Origin of the sequence: Arthrobacter sp. 3Tela_A, from assembly GCF_049311025.1 — a bacterium.
GTDB lineage: Bacteria > Actinomycetota > Actinomycetes > Actinomycetales > Micrococcaceae > Arthrobacter_B.
Map to the genome: position 1 here is coordinate 1 of NZ_JAXIOM010000078.1, position 16,110 is coordinate 16,110.

Sequence of the window (16,110 nt, forward strand, 5' to 3'; positions counted from 1 at the left end):
CCAACGAGAAGGTAAAGGTCAACCCCGAGCTGCAGGAACTGGCCCGCAGCGAATCCCGGCTGAACCAGCGCGGGCGCTGGGGCGGGGCGCCGGGCCGCCCCCCCCGCCGCCCCCCCCCCCCCCCCCCCCCCCCCCGACTCTTTTCCCGCACATTGGAGTTCCTGAGTGACAATGTTTATCCGCCTCCTGGGGCGCCGGCTCGCAGTCCTGCCGATCATGCTCTTGGGCGTCACGGTCATGGTCTTCGTAGTGCTGTCCGTGATCCCCGCCGACCGCGCCACCGCTGTCCTCGGGGAGAATGCAAGCGAAGAGGCCAAGGAAGCCTGGCGTGAGGAACGCGGGCTCAACGAATCCCTGGTAGTCCAGTTCTTCCGCTACTTAGGCGGCGTGATCCGCCTCGACTTCGGCGTCACCAACCCGCCGGAAGAATCCGTGGCCACTAAGATCGCCTCGGCCTTCCCCGTCACCCTGCAGCTGACCTTCCTGGGCATCCTGCTGGCCGTCGTCCTGGCGCTCAGCCTCGGCATCACCGCCGCCCTGTACCGCGACCGCTGGCCGGACCAGGCCATCCGCATCTTCTCCATCGCGGCGATCGCCACCCCCTCCTTCTGGCTGGCCATCCTGCTGATCCAGTGGCTTGCCCTTCCCGAAGGCTCGGTCTTCCCCACCGGCGGCCTCGCTTGGGCAGACCAGTACGGTTTCGTCGGCTGGCTCTACTCCATGGCGCTGCCTGCCCTGGCACTGGGCATTCCGGTTTCCGCGTCGCTGATCCGGGTGGTCCGCACCTCCATGGTGGAGGAACTGGACCGCGACTACGTCCGCACCGCCATTGGCAACGGCGTGCCCTACCGTACCGTGGTGGCCCGGAACGTGCTGCGCAACGCCCTCGTCACTCCCGTCACCGTGCTGGGACTCCGCGTGGGCTATCTGCTCGGCGGCGCCGTCGTCATTGAAAAAATCTTCAGCCTCAACGGCATGGGCGATCTGATTGTGGTGGGCCTGACGACGTCGGACACCAATCTGGTGCAGGGCGCGGTCCTGACCATCGCCGTCGCCTTTGTCCTGGTCAACATCGTGGTTGACCTGCTCTACCTAGCCATCAACCCCCGAATCCGGACGGTGTAACCATGCGCAACTCACTGGCCGAGCGGCTCAGCAGCACCGGTGCCCGCTTCACCGCATTGAACCTCAGCTCCAAACTCGCCCTGGGCTTCCTGGGCTTCATAGTCCTGGTGGCCATCATCGGGCCGTTCTTCGCGCCCTTCGGGGAGAACGAATCCAGCGCACCCGTACTCGCTCCCGGCGGTGAACACCTCTTCGGCACCGACGGCTCAAGCTACGATGTGTTTTCCCGCCTGCTGTACGGCGCCCGCGTATCCATCGCGATCGGCCTCGGCGCCGTCGCCCTGGCCCTGATCCTTGGGTCAATCCTCGGGGCCATCGCCGCCACGTCCCGCAAGGCCGTCAGCGAAACGGTCATGCGCATCCTGGACATCCTGATGGCCTTCCCCGGAATCGCACTGGCAGCTGCCCTGCTGTTCGCGCTCCGGGACCACTCGCTGAACCTCTTCGGCTCCACCGTCCCGGTGCTCATCCTGGCGATCGCCATCGTCTACACGCCGCAGCTGGCCCGCGTGGTCCGCGCCAACGTGCTGGCACAGTACGGCGAGGACTACGTCCGCGCCGAACGCGTGATCGGCGCCGGCCGCACCTACATCCTCCTCAAGCACATTGCCCGCAACTGCGCCGCCCCGGTGCTGGTCTTCGCCACCGTGATGGTCGCCGACGCGATCATCCTGGAAGCGTCGCTCTCCTTCCTGGGTGCAGGCGTACAGCAGCCGGCCGCCTCGTGGGGCAACGTCATGGCGGACGGGCGCAACGTGGTCTTCAGCGGCGCCTGGTGGCCCACCACCTTCGGCGGCATCACCATCCTGCTCACTGTCCTGGCGCTGAACATCCTGGCGGAGGGCCTTACCGACGCCATGGTCAACCCGCGGATCCGCAAGCCGCGCACGCAGGCTCCCGCCGCCGTTGGCGCCGTCGCCACCGCTGCCCAGCCTTCCGCGCTGGACGCCGCCGGCACCTCGCTGACGGAGCACGACGGCGTTCCGGCCGGCGAGCAGGAAACCGCGCCTTCCGTAGGCGCGAATGTCCACAAGCCCGGGTCGCTCGAAGCCCTGGCCGTGGAGCTGGACCGGCTTGCCGCCGTCGAGGCATCCCGCACGGACCGCCTTCCCGCCGTGGCAGCGGATGCGCCGGTCATCCTGGAAGTGAAGGACCTCTCCATCCGCTTCCCGGAACGCTACGGTGACACAGCCATCGTGGACCGGGTCAGCTTCACCGTCCGCGAAGGCGAGACCATGGGCCTGGTGGGCGAATCCGGCTGCGGCAAGTCCATCACATCCCTGGCAATCATGGGCCTGCTTCCCCGCACTGCGCAGCTCACCGGTTCCATCCGGTTCAACGGCAAGGAACTGCTCACCAACGACCCGAAGGAACGCGACCGGCTCTACAAGGGACTGCGCGGCGAACAGATCGCCATGGTCTACCAGGACGCACTCAGCTCCCTGAACCCGTCCATGCTCATCAAGGACCAGATGGCCCAGCTCACCCGCCGCGGCGGACGCAAGAGCCCGCGCGAGCTGCTGGAACTGGTGAAGCTTGACCCGGACCGCACGCTCAAGAGCTACCCGCATGAGCTCTCCGGCGGCCAGCGCCAGCGCGTGTTGATTGCCATGGCACTCTCCCGCTCCCCGAAGATCGTGGTGGCAGATGAACCCACAACGGCTCTGGACGTAACCGTGCAGAAGCAGGTGGTGGACCTGCTGAACGAGCTGCGAGAGCAGCTTGGCTTCGCCATGGTGTTCGTCAGCCACGATCTTGCCCTGGTGGCCTCCCTGGCGCACCGCGTCACGGTGATGTACGCCGGGCAGGTCGTGGAGTCCGGAGACGTTTCGGACCTGCTGCGCGATCCGCGGCACGAATACACCCGCGGCCTGCTCGGGGCGGTGCTCTCCATCGAGGCCGGCGCCGAACGCCTGCACCAGATCCAGGGCACTGTCCCCTCTCCCCGGGACTTCGCGGCGGGCGACCGGTTCGCCGAGCGCTCCCTGCGGCCCGGCGCCGACCCGAACCAGGTCCTCGAATTCGTCCAGATTGGCGACAGCACGCACTACTGGGCCAGCCACGAAACGGACGTGGTGGAACTCGTCGAAACCGGCACCAGCACAAGGCAGGAAGCATGAGCACGGAAAACAGCACCGCTCCCGTCCTGGAGCTCAAAGGCATCAAAGTCCACCACCGGGCGAGGAGCGGGTCCCTGTTCCGGCCAAACATCGTCAAGGCCGTGGACGGCGTGGACTTCACCGTCCGCCGCGGCGAAACCGTGGGCATTGTCGGTGAATCCGGGTGCGGCAAGTCCACCCTGGCTTCCGTGCTCGTGGGGCTGCAGGAACCCACGGCCGGTGAAGTACTCTTCAACGGGCAAAAAGTCAGCACGCGGGCGTCCTCCTCGAAGAAGACCTTCGGCCGCTCCGTCGGCGTCGTCTTCCAGGACCCCGCCACGGCGCTGAACCCGCGCATGACCATCCAGGACATCCTCACCGACCCGCTGCAGGTCCATGGCATCGGCACCCAGGCTTCACGCAGGGACCGGGTCAAAGAGCTGCTGGGCCTGGTCGGGCTGCCCCAGTCTGCTGCGGAGGTCACCCCGCACCAGGTCTCCGGTGGCCAGCGCCAGCGTGTGGCCATCGCCCGGGCGCTGGCCCTGGACCCGTCGGTGATCGTGGCGGATGAACCGACGTCGGCCCTGGACGTTTCGGTCCGCGCGCAGGTGCTGAACCTGCTCTCCGACCTGAAGCGGGAACTGAACCTGGGCATGGTCTTCATCTCCCATGACATCCAGACCGTCCGCTACGTCTCTGACCGCATCTGCGTCATGTACTACGGGCAGATTGTCGAGGAAGGACCGGCGGCGGAGGTCTTCGACCGACCCGACAACGATTACACCAAGAGCCTGCTCGGAGCAGCGCCCAGCCTTTTGCACGTCTAGAACAAGAAACAAGCACTGGAGAACTACTTGTCACACGCATCAAAGCCCAGCTTCCACGGCGTCATCCCGCCGGTCGTCACGCCCCGCACGGCGGACGGCGCCATTGATACGGCGTCGCTGGAAAAGCTGACCAAATACCTGCTCGACGGCGGTGTCACGGGCCTGTTCATCCTCGGTTCCTCCGGCGAGGTCCCGTACCTGACCAACTCCGAACGCGACACGGTGATCCGCACGGTGGCCGGCGTCAACGCCGGTGAAGTGCCCGTGATCGCCGGTGCCTGCGAGCAGACCACGGCCCGCACCGTGGAAGAAGCCCGCCGGCTGGTGGACCTGGGCGCGGATGCCATCGTGGCGACGTCGCAGTTCTACGCGATCTCCGACGTCGCCGAGACCGACACCCATTTCCGTTCCCTGCATGCCGCCCTGGACGTGCCGCTGTTCGCGTACGACGTTCCGGTCCGCACCCACTTCAAGCTGCCGCTGCCGCTGCTGGTCCAGCTGGCGCAGGACGGCGTGCTCGCCGGCGTCAAGGACTCCTCCGGTGACGATGTGTCCTTCCGCCAGCTGCTGCTGGCCACCCGCGGGCTGCCGGACTTCGCCGTCTTCACCGGGCATGAGGTAGTGGTGGACGGCGCCCTGCTGGGCGGGGCTGCCGGTGTGGTTCCCGGGCTGGGGAACGTGGATCCCGCCGGTTATGCCGCCCTGTACTCGGCAGCGAAAGCCGGCGACTTCGCCGAGGCCGCGCGGGTCCAGGACCGGCTGGCCGGGCTCTTCGACATCGTCTACACCCCCACTCCGGGCCGGGTCTCCCCCGGCGCCGCCGGACTGGGCGCGTTCAAGACCGCGCTGATGCTGCTCGGCGTCATTGAAACCAATGTGATGTCCGCACCGATGACGGCCCTGAACGACGCCGAGACCGCCGCCATCCGCGGCATCCTCGAACGCAGCGGGATGCTCTGAGTTCCATGCGGCATGTTCTCGGACTCGATCTGGGCGGTACCAAGACTGCGGGCGGGATTGTCGACGCCGGCGGGAACGTGGTGTTCTCCGCCGAGGTACCGACGCCGTCGCAGGCCGGTGCCGTCAAGGTCCTGCAGGCTGCCGCGGGCCTGATCCGTTCCCTGCAGGCCGAGGCGGAGAGCCGCGGCCTGCAGGTGGACTCACTCGGCATCGGCTCGGCCGGAGTGATCGACTCAGCCCGCGGCGTCGTGCTTTCGGCCACGGACTCGATCCGCGGCTGGGCCGGAACGGCGCTGGCGGCGGAACTGACTGTGCGCACGGGCCTGCCCGCCACGGCACTGAACGACGTTCACGCGCATGCCCTGGGCGAGAGCTGGCTAGGCGCCGGTGCGGGCGTTCCCAGTGTCCTGTTTATGGGCATGGGAACCGGTGTGGGCGGCAGCTACGTGCTGGACGGGCAGCCATTGGAAGGTGCTTCCTTCGCCGCCGGGCACACCGGCCACCTCGCGTCCCCGTTCGCCGTTGAAGCCGGGCAGCCGCTGCCCTGCAGCTGCGGCGGTTTCGGGCATGTGGAGGCTGTCGCGTCCGGCCCGGGCATCTTCGCGCTCTACACCCGCCTCGGCGGCAGCACTGCCGCCGACACCCGCGGCGTCTACTCCCTGGCTGCCGGCGGCGATCCGGCCGCTGCTGAGGCCCTGCGCCGCGGCGCTGCCGCTGCCGGCTCCGCAATCGGCGGACTGTCCAACGTCCTTGATCCGCACATCGTGGTGGTGGGCGGCGGGCTGGCCTTCGCCGGTCCGCTCTGGTGGATGGAAATGGAAGCCCAGGCACGCGCCGAGCTGCTCCCGCCGCTGGCCGGACTGAAAATCGTTCCCGCGCAGCTCGGTGCGACCGCAGCCATCCGCGGCGCCGCCCGCCGTGCCCTGACGCTGATCCCCGCTACCGAAGGCTCCCATGCTTAATCTCGAAACCCTGCGCTCATCCCTGATCGTCTCCTGCCAGGCCTACCCCGGCGAACCGATGCGGGATCCGCGCACCACTGCCCAGGTGGCCCAGTCCGCGGTGATCGGCGGCGCGGCCGCTGTTCGGGTACAGGGACTCAGCGACATCCAGGCCGTGCGTGCCACCGTCGACGTTCCGGTGATCGGGCTTTGGAAAGACGGGCACGACGGCGTTTTCATCACGCCCACGCTGCATCACGCCCTGGCCTGTGCCAGCGCCGGTGCGCACATCGTGGCACTGGACGGCACCCGCCGCGAACGCCCGGACGGGCTGTCCCTGGCGCAGACCATCACCGGGGTCCATGAAGGCTCCCCCGCGCTGGTCATGGCCGACTGCGGTTCCGCGGCCGACGCCGTCGCTGCCGCCGAGGCCGGTGCGGACATTCTTGGTACCACCCTCGCCGGGTACACCGGGGAACGGCCCAAGACCAACGGACCTGACCTCGAGCTGATTTCCGAGATCGCTGCCTTGGAGCTCGGGCTTCCCCTTATTGCCGAAGGCCGCATCCACACCCCCGCCCAGGGGCGGGCCGCACTGGACGCGGGAGCGTTCGCCGTCGTTGTGGGCACTGCCATCACGCATCCGGCGACCATCACCGGCTGGTTCGCGGACGCGCTGGTTCCGTGAAGACGTTTCAGACCGTGAAGTCTTTTCGCGCCGTGAAGACATTCCGGGAGCGGGTGGATCCGGAGTTGCTGCCCGGGCTCGCGTTTTCTGAAGAGCATCCGCCGCCGATCTCGCTGGCCGAGCTGGCCGGCTTCCGTGCGCACGCAGAAGCTCCCGCTGCCGCCGTCGTGGATCCCGCCGTGCAGATCCGGGACTGCGCTGCCGGCCGCGTGGCACTGCGTGTCTTTACGCCCTCCGGCCCCGGCCCGCACCCCGCCGTTTACTGGATCCACGGCGGCGGAATGATCGCCGGCAGTGCCGAACTGGATACGGCTTACTGCGCAGAGCTGAGCGCGCGGGTGGGGGCGGTGGTCGTGGCCGTGGATTACCGGCTTGCCCCGGAGCATCCGTATCCCGTGCCGCTGGATGACGCGCTGGCCGGGCTGCGCTGGCTGTTCGCCGCCGCCGGGGACCTGAACGTGGACCCCCGCCGCATCGCCGTCGCCGGATCCAGCGCGGGCGGCGGACTGGCCGCCGGTCTGGCGCTGCTGAACCGGGACCAGGACCGGCTGCCCGTGGCGTTCCTGTACCTGATGTACCCCATGCTGGATCCCACCCACAGCTCCGCGTCCGCCCGCGAGTTCAGCAGTATTCCCACCTGGAACCGTGCCCACAGCGAGTTCGCGTGGGGCTGCTATCTGGGCGGAACTGAGGAGGTGCCCCCGTACGCCGCGCCCGCGCTGGCCGGAGATGTGGCCGGGCTGCCGCCGGTGCTCATCCAGACCGCGGAGCTGGATCTGTTCCGTGACGAGGACATAGCGTTCGCGGCGAAGCTGATGCAGGCCGGCGTTCCCACGGAACTGCACGTCTATCCCGGCGCCTATCACGGCTTCGAACTGAACTGCCCTGATTCTCTTGTGGGCGCCCAGAGCCTGCTGGACCGGAACCGTGCCCTGACCCGGGCGCTGCACGGTTCATCTGTTTCTGCTTTTACAACCCCTGCGAAAGGCACCTGCTCATGAGGCTTGAAGGCTGGCACATTGTCATCATCGTCGTCATTGCGATTCTTCTTTTCGGCGCTCCCAAGCTCCCCGGCCTGGCCCGCAGCGTCGGCCAGTCGCTGCGGATCTTCAAGTCCGAGGTCCGGCAGCTGAAGGACGAGGACGCGCCGGCCAAACCTGCAACCGATCCGGTGACCGGTGCTGTTATCCCGCCGGTTGCGCCGGCGCCGGCTACACCCGCTCCGGCACCCATACCCACCGCTGCAGCCCCTGTCTCGCGGGCGCCCGGGGCGACGGCCCCCGCCGCGCCTCCACGGGATTGAAACATCCTGTGGGGAGATAACGTCCCTCAGACAGGCTTCCCCGAATCCGGTGGCGAGATACCGTCCCTATGAGGCGCTGAAAGCAGCGTTATCTCCACACAGGATGCCGTCGTTCGGCCCAGAAGAGCGTTATCTCCCCACAGGATGAGCACGCTCCAGCTCCATGGCCGCCGAGGGCCATCGGAGGTGCCTGTGGATTAGCGGCGGCCCAGGACGGCGACCAGGAAGTCCGACTCGACGTCGAACGGACGCAGGTCCCAGGTGGAGAACTTCTGCTGAACGGTCAGGCCCACCGAGGAAGCATCCTCGAAGAAGGTACCGAAGTCATAGCCGCGGCCTGCGCCGAAGCCGACGACGATCCGCCCGTTCGGGGCCAGATGCTGCTTCATGCGTTCCAGGGCATCCGGAGCGGTGCCCGGGGCCAGGAACGCCATGACGTTTCCGGCGCTGACAATCAGGTCGAACGGCTCCGTGATGCCTTCGGCCGCCAGGTCGAGTTCGGTCAGGTCCATGGTGAGCCAGGGCAGGTCCGGAAAGTCCTTCTGTGCGGCGGCAATCAATTCCGGGTCAACATCAACGCCAACGACGTCGTGTCCCCGCCGGGCGAGCTCGCCGCCCACACGTCCCGGGCCGCAGCCGGCATCGAGAATCCGGGCTCCGCGCGGAAGCATCGCGTCCACCAGCCGGGCTTCACCGGCCAGGTCTGCTCCCTCTTCCCGCATCTGCTCAAAGCGCTGGATGTACCAGGCCGAGTGCTCGGGATTCTGGCGTTTCTTGATTTCCCACAGGGTTTCTTTGCGCACGCTCCCAGCCTAGCCGCCCGGCCGCCGGCTGCTCGCCGGTGTGCCGGCGCAAAACCGGATTCCCGAACGCCGCCCGGGACCGCCGGATCCCTTCGATGCCTATACGCCGTTGATGCGGATCTGGTTGCCGGCCGGGTCGCGGAAGGCACAGTCGCGGATGCCGTAGGGCTGGTCGGTCGGTTCCTGGATGACTTCGGCGCCGGCCGCCTGCACGGCATCGAACGCAGCATCCACGTCCGGCGAGGAGAGGACCAGGGTGGCGAACGTGCCCTTGGCCATCATTTCGGCGATCATCCGGGTCTCTTCCTCCGTCACGGCGGGGTCAGCCGACGGCGGATAGAGCACCACGGAGACTTCCGGCTGGTCCGCCGGACCCACGGTGATCCACCGCATTCCCTCGTAGCCGACGTCGTTCCTCACCTCGAAGCCGAGGGCGTCACGGTAGAAGGCGAGGGACTCGTCGGGGTCGGTCTGGGGCAGGAAACTGTTGGATATGTTCAGGTTCATGCCGGCAACGGTAGTTACCGGGACGCGGACGGCGCTTCTTGATTCCTGACCGGTTTGGAGACGTTCTTGGCGATGCAGGACGGGATGCCCTTTGTCGCATCCGCGTGCTCGCGGCGGTAAGTGCTCGGCGGCACGCCAACCAGCTCGGTGAACCGGGTACTGAAGGTGCCAAGCGATGAGCAGCCGACGGCGAAGCACACCTCCGTGACGGACAGCTCCCCGCGGCGCAGCAGAGCCATGGCGCGTTCGATCCGGCGGGTCATCAGGTAGGAATAGGGCGCCTCACCGAAGGCCCGCTTGAACTCGCGGCTCAGATGGCCGGAGGACATGTGCGCGTCGCGTGCGAGCGCATCAACATTGAGCGGCCGCGCGTACTCCCGGTCGATCCGGTCCCGTACCCGGCGGAGCACCACGAGGTCCCGCAGCCGCTGGTCATGGGCTGTACTGCTGGGCATGGGGATACCGTAGCCCCGCAGCGCGGGGCAGACTAGAGAGCTGCACTTCGTGTGCGTTGCCCCCGGCTCCGGTCAATGGCTCTCAACACCCACACGAGGAGGGCATTCCCGGCCAGCGTTCCTGCAGCCACCAGGATGGCGCCCACGGCCCACAGCCCCGAGTCATCACTGAGGGCAGCGGTCAGAATCCAGGCGGCGGTGAATCCAACCGGGAGCGCAGGAATTAACAGGAGCGGACGGAGAACCTTCCTCCCCAGCCAGGTCAGCACGATCCAGGTCATCACACAGCCCATAACCTGCCACGCCTCGTAGGGGCCGGACTGCGGCTCCGTTCCGGAACTGATCCCGACCGTGTCCCACGCGAACCAGCCCCACCACAGGCCGGCACCGAGCACGGTGAAGGCTATTGCCGCGCTGGGCTGGAGTGTCCGGGCCATGCCGGGGCTCAGGGCAGGCCGGGCGTCTGCGGAGCCGGGTGCTGTGGAGTTCATGCCTCAACCCTGCCATCCGGCCCGCTCTGTGCAAAGGACCACGTGGGAGGTAGGTTGACGCCCATGAGTGCGAGTTTCGAATCCTTCTCCGCGGCATGGGAGCGAAGGGCACAGCGGCTGGGCGCATATGCGACCGGCAACTGGGCAGCAGTGTGCGCTGCTGGATCACTGGCCGCCTACCTTGCCGCCACCGCCCTCGTGCTGAGCAATGCCTTCCTCTGGCCGGGCGCTGAAATTCTCCACACCGTCGCGTCGGCCTTCCTCGGTCCGCTTCTGCTGACGCTTGCGGTCCTGGTGCTTTGGTTCCGTTCCGGCCGCATGAGCGCACAAACCGCACTTTTCACGGCGGTGGCGGCCGTCCCTGCGCTGGCACTGGCGGCCTTGGCACTGGCCAGCTGGTCCGCTGGATTCACCCTGGCCGACGCCGGAACGGCCTTTGGCTGGTTCGAATCGTCCTTCGCGCTGCTGGCCGGGGCAGCATGGCTCGCTGGAGCGCTGGCCCTCACCGGACCGGTCAGCACCGTATGGGAACCGCGCTACGCCCGGAACACCCAGGTTTTCCTGCTCGCAGCCGCAGCCGCCCTCGGCTTCGCGCTGCTGTATCTAACGGCTGCCCTGACCGCTCCCCTGGCTGCGGCGGCCGTCCTGGTTATCGCGTTGCGCTCGGGCGCCCCAGCAGGTGTCCACCCTGCCCGCCGGCCACTCCCAGACCCGGTTCCGGCGTCCGGCACGCTGCGGGCCGCCGTAGCAGTGGCAGGCTTTGTGACCCTGATCCTCGGCATCGGCTTCGCCTGGTTTGCACTGTCAGGCAGCAGCTGGACCTCGCTGGCGGCTGATTCAACGGCCGCCATGAACCTCGGCCTGGCTGCGGGGGCGCTCAACGCAGTTCCGGTAGTTGTGGCACTGGGAGCGGTTCTGATGCCACGGCACGGCCGGGTCATCCTCGTGTCGGTGGTGCTGGCCGTCGCCAGCCTCTTTGCGGCAGCCGGTGCCCAGCTGGCGGGTGCGGGCCACCCATCGCAGTGGCCGCTGAGCGTGGCGGCCGGGGCCTGTCTGGGATTCGCCCTCGTCCTGCCCTTCGCCCGGCTCCTGCCGGTTTCCCTTCCGCTGCGGGTCTGCGCGACGGCGGGGGCTGGCCTGGCCGCGTCCTTTATGGCCCTAAATGTGGTGGCCGCAGCGGGTTTCCTCGCGCCGCTGGTTTCCGCAGCACTTCTTATCTGGTGCTTCGCTCCGCCGTCGAGCCGGCGTCGGATGGTTCAGCCGGCCTGATTCCTCCGGCCGGACTCTTCACGGCGCACGCGGCTCCACTGATACAGCCCGTAGATGCACAGTCCGATCATCGCGGCCGCTGCCAGTATCCGCCACCAGACAAACGGCCCGCCCGCCGCGATCAGCACAGCCGACAGCAGGAAGGAAAGACTCATCAGGGGATGGGGAACCTTGTCCGGGTTGAGCGGCTTTCGGTTCCTTCGCTCGCCTGCCATGGTCAGTCCCCCTTAGGTTTCTGCCGGTGAGCGTGCTGCACTGCCCGGCGCTCCTGGATACGTTCGAGCCACCCTACGCCACCGGGCGGGCCAATCGCCGCGGCCCGCCCGGTGTTCCGGTCCTGCGCTTACGCGGCCTCGTCCGCCACGCGGATCAGGACCTTGCCCGTCACACCGCTCTCCACAGCGTCATGCGCGGCAGCGGTCTCTTCCAGGCTGAACCAGGTCAGCGGCAGGCCAGCGGCTTCACCCACCGGCAGGGCGCCGTCGCGCAGTGCTTCCGTAATGTCCTTCACGGCGGCCTGATGCGCGGCTTCGCCCTCGGTGTAGACCAGCACACCCTGCCAGCGGACATTCTTCGCGAAGCTCGCTACGATCGGCGCGGTGAACTCCTCGCCGTTGTTGTTCGCGTAGTAGGCGATGCTGCCGTGGTTGCCGATCACTTCTACGTCGAGCGCTGCGTTCTGCGCCGGGGACACCTCCACGATCTGGTCAACGCCGTCGGGCGCGATCTCGCGGATGCGGTCGGCCTCGGCGTCGTCCGGATAGCGCACAATGTGGTGCGCGCCGGCTGCTCGGGCCAGGTCTGCCTTCTCGTCGCTGCTCACCGTGGCGATCACGGTGGCACCAGCCCACACTGCCAGCTGGATCGCCGCATGTCCCACCGCTCCGGCGCCGCCCTGTACCAGGACGGTGCGGCCCTCCAGCGCACCGGGCGCCAGACGTGCCGGTCCGAACTCATGGATGGTGAGGGCGCGGTGCGCGGTCATAGCCGGGACGCCCAGGCTGGCGGCGACGTCGAAGCCGATGCCGTCGGGCAGCGGCACCGCCCGGTCGGCAGGAAGGACGGTGTATTCCTGCGCTGTGCCGGTGGGGCGGCCGTGTGCGGCGAGGTAGATCCACACCCGGTCCCCCACGGCGAGGCCGGAGACCCCTTCGCCGACGGCGTCCACAACGCCGGCACCATCCTGGTTGGGCACCACCTCGTCGAACGGGACACCGCCCACGCGGGCCTTCCAGTCCGTCGGGTTCACACCTGAGACGGTTACGCGGACCCGCACTTCGCCGGGACCTGGATCGGCAACCTCACGCTCGGCGAGGGAGAGGACAGAGGACGCTCCGGACTCGGAGTAGACGATTGCTTTCATAGAGGATTTCAAGGAGTGCAGGCATCGATCTATTCCCCTTCGGCCCCGTCCCGCAGGGGAATTTGCCCCGGTCCCGCGGCTGGACCGGGTGTACAGCAGGTAAACACGGGGGAAGCGCTGGTTGAACCTGAGGCAAAAGGGCACTAAAATGCCATGGACCCGTGAACGGGTAATTGTCAAGGGGTTTGTGTAAAACCCAAATTCTGGAATGTGAGGTGCTTCCGTGGCCGGACGGTATTCTTCCGCTACCCGCCGCGGCGGCGCCATAGCGGCCCAGATCCTGGTCTATTTCCTGCTCTGGGCGGGACTGGTGATGCTCGGCGCTGCCGGCGTCATCCACTACAACTGGGGCCGCATCTCCGTGGGCCAGATGCTCCTGAACATGATGTCCGTGGAGCCCGACGGCGGCGGCGGCTCAATAGTCTGGACTGCCATCCTGTGGATCGGCGTCGTTCCCATCCTCCTGACTCTGGCGGCCGTGCTGTGGCACCAGCACCGCCGGCGCCGGCATCGCGTGGCCGGGGGACATCTCCGCGCTCCGCGCCCTCACTGGCTGATGCGCGTCCTGGCCACCTTCGTGGTCTCGGGCATCGTGGTCGGCGGCACCACCGCCTTCGCCACCACTGTCAGCCTCCCGCAGTACATCAAGGCTGCGATGTCGCAGTACGACGTCGGCGACTACTACACCACCCCCTCCGTCACCGCCGGCTCCGAAAAGCGCAACCTGGTGATGATCTACCTGGAGTCCGGCGAGCAGACCCTCGCGGATGACGAACTGTTCGAAAAGGACGCGTTCGTTCCGCTGAAGGAAGCCACCAGCGCGGACAAGGGCTGGCAGAGCATCGAGGACTTCCAGCAGTACAAGGGCGGCGGCTGGACCATGGCCGGGATCGTCTCCACCCAGTGCGGCATTCCGCTCAAGGGAACCGGCCTCGGCGGCGGCAACAGCAGCTCCGGCACGGACGCCAGGAACGTGGGCGACGGCGACGTTGACACCTATCTGGGCGGTACCACCTGCCTGGGCGACATCCTGCAGGACAACGGCTACAGCAACGTTTTCATGGGCGGGGCCAGCTCAACCTTCGCCGCCAAAAAGACCTTCCTCACCGGCCACGGCTATGACGAAGTGCTGGGCCTCGCCGACTGGCGCGCGGCTGGGGAAGCCGAAGAGGACTTCCGTCCCGACTGGGGCCTCAGCGACGAGCGGCTGATGGCCAACGCAAAGGACAAGGTGGATGAACTGCACGCCGGTGCTAAGCAGACCGGACAGCCGTTCAACCTTTCCGTCCTCACCCTGGACACCCACGAACCCGTGCACATTTACGACTACTGCACCGTGGACACCGAAAACGTTGTTACCTCTGCGTTCCACTGCTCCATGGTCCAGGTGGCCGACTTCGTGAACCACATGGAAGCCCAGGGCTACCTCGAAGACACAGCCGTTGTCATCATGGGCGACCATCTCAAGCACATGAGCGCCGGCGATGCCTTCCATGAGCAGCTGGACTACCACCCGAACCGCACCATCTTTAACCGGATCTGGGTTCCCGGCGGCACTGATGCCGAGCTGCGACCCGGGGTGGACCAGCTGAGCATGTTCCCCACCATTCTCGAAGCAGCGGGCTTCAGCGTGAAGGACCGTGAGGCCGGACTCGGTGTCTCGGCATTCACAACGGAGATCCCGCAGGATTCCGCCCAGTACCTGGCGCCGGAAACGTACGCCGAACTCCTGGATTCAAACTCCAGCCGGTTCTACGCCGGAGCCTGGGCGGGCGAGGCGCTGGCCCGCTAGCCTCCGCCTACCCGGCAGCCGCATCCGGCTCACCGTCGGCTCGGGCCGTCCGTGCCGGTGTAATTTTCCCGAAGACTCCGGCACACTGGTGCGCGTGAGCTCAATCCCCTGGGTATTGCACGTTGATCTCGACCAGTTCATCGCCGCGGTCGAGGTGCTCCGGCGCCCCGAATTGGCAGGCCTTCCGGTCATCGTCGGAGGCCGGGGCGATCCCACCGAACGGGCGGTGGTATCCACCGCCTCCTATGAAGCGCGCGCCTTCGGTGTCGGCTCCGGGATGCCGCTGCGTGTGGCCGCCCGGAAGGTGCCCGACGCCGTTTTCCTCCCCGTCGACGCCGAAGCCTACCTGGCCGCCTCGGATGCGGTGATGGCTGCCCTGCGTGCCCGGCCCGGCGCCGTCGTGCAGGTCCTGGGCTGGGATGAAGCGTTCGTCGGGATCGAGGCGGAGGACCCGGAAGCTTATGCACGCGAGCTGCAGGCCGCGGTCCTGGACCAAACACAGCTGCACTGCAGCGTCGGAATCGGGGACACCCTGATCCGCGCCAAGAACGCCACTGACTTCGGCAAGCCGGCCGGCACCTTCCGGCTCACGGCGGAGAACTGGCTGGACGTGATGGGCGAAAAACCCACAAAGGAACTCTGGGGTGTGGGCAATAAGATTTCCGCCAGGCTGGCGAAGCTGGGCATCGGCACCGTCGCTGAACTTGCCGCAGCAGATCCGCAGGCCCTGGTTCCGGAGTTCGGCCCGAAGATGGGCCCCTGGTACGCCACGCTCGGGCGCGGGGATGGAACCAGCGAGGTGGACGACACTCCGTGGGTGGCGCGCGGGCACAGCCGTGAAACGACGTTCCAGGAGAATCTCACCGAAGCGGACCAAGTGCGCGACGCCGTCACCCAGCTGACCTCCGATGTCCTGGCGGATGTGGCCGCTGAAGGGCGGCCGGTGATCGGACTGACTCTGAAGGTCCGGTATGCGCCATTCGTTACCAAGACGCACGCACGAAAAATCCCGGAGACCTTCGACCGCAACGATGTGCTCGCCCGGGCACTGGACCTGGCCGGCGCCATCGAGGACGGCCGTCCCATCCGCCTGCTGGGCCTGCGGGCGGAAATGACAATGCCGGAGGACGCACGGAAGGGACACACCCCCACGCGCGGCGGCTGGTGAACCCGGTCACCCGAAAGGGGTGGTACGGGCTACCCGGCCGGGTGCACGATGGGTTTACCGGCCGGGGCAGCCGGAACCCCCGGGCCCCGGATCCTCGACAGGAAGGCGCATCCCATGGCTGATCTCGGTGGAATGGCAGACAAGGCGAAGGAAGCTGCCCAGGACAACCCGGAGAAGGTTGACCAGGCAAAAGACAAAATCAAGGACGTCGCCGACGGAAACAAGGACGACGACCAGAACTGACACACAACAGAAACAGCGCGGGGGGGGGGGGGGGCGGGGCGGGGGGGGCCGGGGGGGGGGGGGGGGGGGGCGGCGC

At 67.4% G+C, this 16,110-nt stretch carries 18 protein-coding genes; 12 read left to right on the plus strand and 6 right to left on the minus strand.

Annotated features, from left to right (window positions below):
- The first annotated feature begins 165 nt into the window (after nucleotides 1-165).
- Genes TVC13_RS16755 through tatA form a run of 8 tightly spaced genes read left to right on the plus strand, consistent with a single transcriptional unit; the run spans nucleotide 166 to nucleotide 7,943 of the window.
- The gene (locus TVC13_RS16755; RefSeq protein WP_422402275.1) at nucleotides 166-1,125 is read left to right on the plus strand and encodes an ABC transporter permease; all 960 of its coding nucleotides are present in this window, start codon (nucleotides 166-168) and stop codon (nucleotides 1,123-1,125) included.
- 2 nt (nucleotides 1,126-1,127) lie between these two features.
- The gene (locus tag TVC13_RS16760; RefSeq protein ID WP_422402276.1) at nucleotides 1,128-3,245 is read left to right on the plus strand and encodes a dipeptide/oligopeptide/nickel ABC transporter permease/ATP-binding protein; all 2,118 of its coding nucleotides are present in this window, start codon (nucleotides 1,128-1,130) and stop codon (nucleotides 3,243-3,245) included.
- The gene (locus tag TVC13_RS16765; RefSeq protein WP_422402277.1) at nucleotides 3,242-4,051 is read left to right on the plus strand and encodes an ATP-binding cassette domain-containing protein; all 810 of its coding nucleotides are present in this window, start codon (nucleotides 3,242-3,244) and stop codon (nucleotides 4,049-4,051) included. The genes TVC13_RS16760 and TVC13_RS16765 overlap by 4 nt, the downstream gene beginning before the upstream one ends.
- A gap of 27 nt (nucleotides 4,052-4,078) precedes the next feature.
- Nucleotides 4,079-5,011 (plus strand): dihydrodipicolinate synthase family protein, encoded by a 933-nt coding sequence (locus TVC13_RS16770; protein WP_422402278.1) that lies wholly within the window; start codon nucleotides 4,079-4,081, stop codon nucleotides 5,009-5,011.
- Between the two features lie 5 nt (nucleotides 5,012-5,016).
- Nucleotides 5,017-5,973, plus strand: a complete 957-nt coding sequence (locus tag TVC13_RS16775; protein ID WP_422402279.1) for an ROK family protein — start codon at nucleotides 5,017-5,019, stop codon at nucleotides 5,971-5,973.
- Entirely contained in the window at nucleotides 5,966-6,640 is a 675-nt protein-coding gene (locus TVC13_RS16780; RefSeq protein WP_422402280.1) for an N-acetylmannosamine-6-phosphate 2-epimerase, read from the plus strand. Before TVC13_RS16775 ends, TVC13_RS16780 begins: the two co-directional genes overlap by 8 nt.
- Nucleotides 6,641-6,654: 14 nt before the next feature.
- A complete protein-coding gene (locus TVC13_RS16785; RefSeq protein ID WP_422402281.1) occupies nucleotides 6,655-7,641 on the plus strand; it encodes an alpha/beta hydrolase in 987 nt (328 codons plus the stop codon).
- Nucleotides 7,638-7,943, plus strand: coding sequence for a Sec-independent protein translocase subunit TatA (gene tatA, locus TVC13_RS16790; protein WP_422402282.1), 306 nt, complete (start codon nucleotides 7,638-7,640; stop codon nucleotides 7,941-7,943). Before TVC13_RS16785 ends, tatA begins: the two co-directional genes overlap by 4 nt.
- Nucleotides 7,944-8,140: 197 nt before the next feature.
- Here tatA and TVC13_RS16795 read toward each other — a convergent pair whose 3' ends face one another.
- The 4 genes from TVC13_RS16795 to TVC13_RS16810 all read right to left on the minus strand — a co-directional run bounded on the left by TVC13_RS16795 (nucleotide 8,141) and on the right by TVC13_RS16810 (nucleotide 10,199).
- On the minus strand, nucleotides 8,141-8,746 hold the full coding sequence (locus TVC13_RS16795; protein WP_422402283.1) for a class I SAM-dependent methyltransferase: 606 nt from the start codon (nucleotides 8,744-8,746) through the stop codon (nucleotides 8,141-8,143).
- Nucleotides 8,747-8,845: 99 nt separating this feature from the next.
- Nucleotides 8,846-9,253: a VOC family protein gene (locus tag TVC13_RS16800; RefSeq protein WP_422402284.1), complete on the minus strand. Its 408-nt coding sequence runs from the start codon at nucleotides 9,251-9,253 to the stop codon at nucleotides 8,846-8,848.
- Between the two features lie 14 nt (nucleotides 9,254-9,267).
- Nucleotides 9,268-9,708, minus strand: a complete 441-nt coding sequence (locus TVC13_RS16805; protein WP_422402285.1) for a helix-turn-helix transcriptional regulator — start codon at nucleotides 9,706-9,708, stop codon at nucleotides 9,268-9,270.
- A gap of 32 nt (nucleotides 9,709-9,740) precedes the next feature.
- Complete coding sequence (locus tag TVC13_RS16810; RefSeq protein WP_422402286.1) at nucleotides 9,741-10,199, minus strand: hypothetical protein; 459 nt, start codon at nucleotides 10,197-10,199, stop codon at nucleotides 9,741-9,743.
- 63 nt (nucleotides 10,200-10,262) lie between these two features.
- Between TVC13_RS16810 and TVC13_RS16815 the strand changes: the two genes are divergently transcribed.
- On the plus strand, nucleotides 10,263-11,468 hold the full coding sequence (locus TVC13_RS16815) for a hypothetical protein (protein ID WP_422402287.1): 1,206 nt from the start codon (nucleotides 10,263-10,265) through the stop codon (nucleotides 11,466-11,468).
- On the opposite strand, the gene TVC13_RS16820 is transcribed toward TVC13_RS16815, so the two are convergent.
- Together TVC13_RS16820 and TVC13_RS16825 are read right to left on the minus strand one after the other, a co-directional pair.
- Nucleotides 11,456-11,683 (minus strand): hypothetical protein, encoded by a 228-nt coding sequence (locus tag TVC13_RS16820; protein ID WP_422402288.1) that lies wholly within the window; start codon nucleotides 11,681-11,683, stop codon nucleotides 11,456-11,458. The two genes, TVC13_RS16815 and TVC13_RS16820, sit on opposite strands and share 13 nt — an antisense overlap.
- Nucleotides 11,684-11,811: 128 nt before the next feature.
- On the minus strand, nucleotides 11,812-12,831 hold the full coding sequence (locus TVC13_RS16825) for an NADPH:quinone reductase (RefSeq protein WP_422402289.1): 1,020 nt from the start codon (nucleotides 12,829-12,831) through the stop codon (nucleotides 11,812-11,814).
- Nucleotides 12,832-13,054: 223 nt separating this feature from the next.
- On the opposite strand from TVC13_RS16825, the gene TVC13_RS16830 reads away from it, so the two are divergent.
- From TVC13_RS16830 to TVC13_RS16840, 3 genes are all read left to right on the plus strand, one after another.
- Complete coding sequence (locus tag TVC13_RS16830; RefSeq protein WP_422402290.1) at nucleotides 13,055-14,623, plus strand: sulfatase-like hydrolase/transferase; 1,569 nt, start codon at nucleotides 13,055-13,057, stop codon at nucleotides 14,621-14,623.
- A 94-nt stretch (nucleotides 14,624-14,717) separates the two neighbouring features.
- Nucleotides 14,718-15,791: a DNA polymerase IV gene (locus TVC13_RS16835; protein WP_422402291.1), complete on the plus strand. Its 1,074-nt coding sequence runs from the start codon at nucleotides 14,718-14,720 to the stop codon at nucleotides 15,789-15,791.
- 114 nt (nucleotides 15,792-15,905) lie between these two features.
- Nucleotides 15,906-16,034 carry a hypothetical protein gene (locus TVC13_RS16840; RefSeq protein ID WP_422402292.1) on the plus strand — a complete coding sequence of 43 codons (129 nt, stop codon included), beginning with the start codon at nucleotides 15,906-15,908 and terminating at the stop codon, nucleotides 16,032-16,034.
- The last annotated feature ends 76 nt before the right edge of the window (nucleotides 16,035-16,110 follow it).

Excerpts from the sequence above, each read along its gene's own strand:
- TVC13_RS16780 (WP_422402280.1), top strand. The coding sequence starts at position 5,966 with ATGCTTAATCTCGAAACCCTGCGCTCATCCCTGATCGTCTCCTGCCAG.
- TVC13_RS16815 (WP_422402287.1), top strand. The coding sequence starts at position 10,263 with ATGAGTGCGAGTTTCGAATCCTTCTCCGCGGCATGGGAGCGAAGGGCA.
- tatA (WP_422402282.1), top strand. The coding sequence starts at position 7,638 with ATGAGGCTTGAAGGCTGGCACATTGTCATCATCGTCGTCATTGCGATT.
- TVC13_RS16765 (WP_422402277.1), top strand. The coding sequence starts at position 3,242 with ATGAGCACGGAAAACAGCACCGCTCCCGTCCTGGAGCTCAAAGGCATC.
- TVC13_RS16800 (WP_422402284.1), bottom strand. The coding sequence starts at position 9,253 with ATGAACCTGAACATATCCAACAGTTTCCTGCCCCAGACCGACCCCGAC.
- TVC13_RS16805 (WP_422402285.1), bottom strand. The coding sequence starts at position 9,708 with ATGCCCAGCAGTACAGCCCATGACCAGCGGCTGCGGGACCTCGTGGTG.
- TVC13_RS16825 (WP_422402289.1), bottom strand. The coding sequence starts at position 12,831 with ATGAAAGCAATCGTCTACTCCGAGTCCGGAGCGTCCTCTGTCCTCTCC.
- TVC13_RS16810 (WP_422402286.1), bottom strand. The coding sequence starts at position 10,199 with ATGAACTCCACAGCACCCGGCTCCGCAGACGCCCGGCCTGCCCTGAGC.
- TVC13_RS16840 (WP_422402292.1), top strand. The coding sequence starts at position 15,906 with ATGGCTGATCTCGGTGGAATGGCAGACAAGGCGAAGGAAGCTGCCCAG.
- TVC13_RS16820 (WP_422402288.1), bottom strand. The coding sequence starts at position 11,683 with ATGGCAGGCGAGCGAAGGAACCGAAAGCCGCTCAACCCGGACAAGGTT.
- TVC13_RS16760 (WP_422402276.1), top strand. The coding sequence starts at position 1,128 with ATGCGCAACTCACTGGCCGAGCGGCTCAGCAGCACCGGTGCCCGCTTC.
- TVC13_RS16775 (WP_422402279.1), top strand. The coding sequence starts at position 5,017 with ATGCGGCATGTTCTCGGACTCGATCTGGGCGGTACCAAGACTGCGGGC.